The organism is Cupriavidus sp. 05L411, assembly GCF_056398045.1.
Genome location: NZ_JBFTOQ010000119.1, coordinates 1 through 1,301, shown reverse-complemented (window position 1 = coordinate 1,301; position 1,301 = coordinate 1). Strand labels below are relative to the sequence as shown.

The following is a 1,301-nucleotide window of genomic DNA, read 5'->3' as shown; positions in this document are numbered from 1 at the left end:
GGTACGACTCACTCACATAGGTAACACTTGAGTTCAAGCACATAGGTAACAGTTTYCTACGCTGCATGGGCGACCCTGAAAGGAGATGCCCATGCCCTGGAGCGAGCTGAAACCCATGGACCAACGAATTTTGTTTGTGGTCGATCACGTCAAGGGTGTTGAGAGCATGAGCGCGCTGTGCGCGCGATATGGCGTCAGCCGGAAGACAGGCTACAAGTGGCTTGAGCGGTACGAAGCAGAAGGGCTGGATGGACTGGCCGAACGCAGCCGGCGTCGGCGTGAGCAGGAGCGCGTGCCCTACGCGATCCGCCAGGCGATCCTGGCGCTGCGAATGCAGAGCGGGATGGAGCAAGGGCCGAAGAAGATCCAGAAGCTGCTGGAGGCCCGGTACGGGGCAGAGCTCGTGCCCTCGCGCACGACAATTTACAACGTACTCAAGCAAGCAGGACGGATCACGCCACGGCGCTTGCGACGTCGCGTGATGCCGCACGAAGGCGTATTGCGCTCGACCCGAGAGCCGAACGGATTGTGGAGTGCGGACTACAAGGGGCAGTTTCTGACGGGGGACCACCGGTGGTGTTATCCGTTGACGGTAATGGACCATGCGAGCCGGTATCTGCTGGGTTGCAAGGGCTTGATCGGGCCACAGTTGGTACCCACGCGTGCGGTCTTCGAGCAACTGTTCCGGCGCTACGGCTTGCCGGACCGGCTGCGCACGGACAAYGGCGTTCCGTTCGCGAGTACGGGTAGCGGAGGGTTGTCGCAGTTGTCGATCTGGTGGCTGAAGCTGGGGATTGTGCCGGAGCGGATCGAGCGAGGGCATCCGGAGCAGAACGGTCGGCACGAGCGCATGCATCGCACGCTCAAGCGAGCGACGGCGCAGCCGCCGGCAGCCACGTTGAGCAGGCAGCAGCGTCGCATGGATGAATTCCGGCGCTACTACAATCGGGAAAGGCCGCACGAGGCGTTGGAGCAATGCACGCCGCAGAGTTGCTACACAAAGTCGATGCGGGCCTATCCGAGTCGTCTTGAGGAGATGAGGTACGCGAGCTACATCCTGCCGCACCGAGTGACGCAAGCGGGGCTGATCTACCAGGCGGGCAAGATCATCTATGTCGGTCATCTCTTGCAGGGCGAGGTGGTCGGATTGGAGGCAGTTGCCGATGGGATATGGCGTGTGCACTTCGGCCCCATTGCCATAGGATTGATTGATGAACGCCAGGCGAAGCAGCACTACCTGACAATCAAAGTGTTACCCATGTGAGTGAACTCGTTTGTTACCCATGTGGTTGATTCGTACA

Annotated in this window: 1 protein-coding gene; it reads left to right on the top strand. The window is 60.3% G+C overall.

What is annotated here, in order from left to right:
- Positions 1-91 precede the first annotated feature (91 nt).
- Positions 92-1,264, top strand: a complete 1,173-nt coding sequence (locus tag AC1DQR_RS40175; protein ID WP_416047590.1) for an integrase core domain-containing protein — start codon at positions 92-94, stop codon at positions 1,262-1,264.
- Positions 1,265-1,301 lie beyond the last annotated feature (37 nt).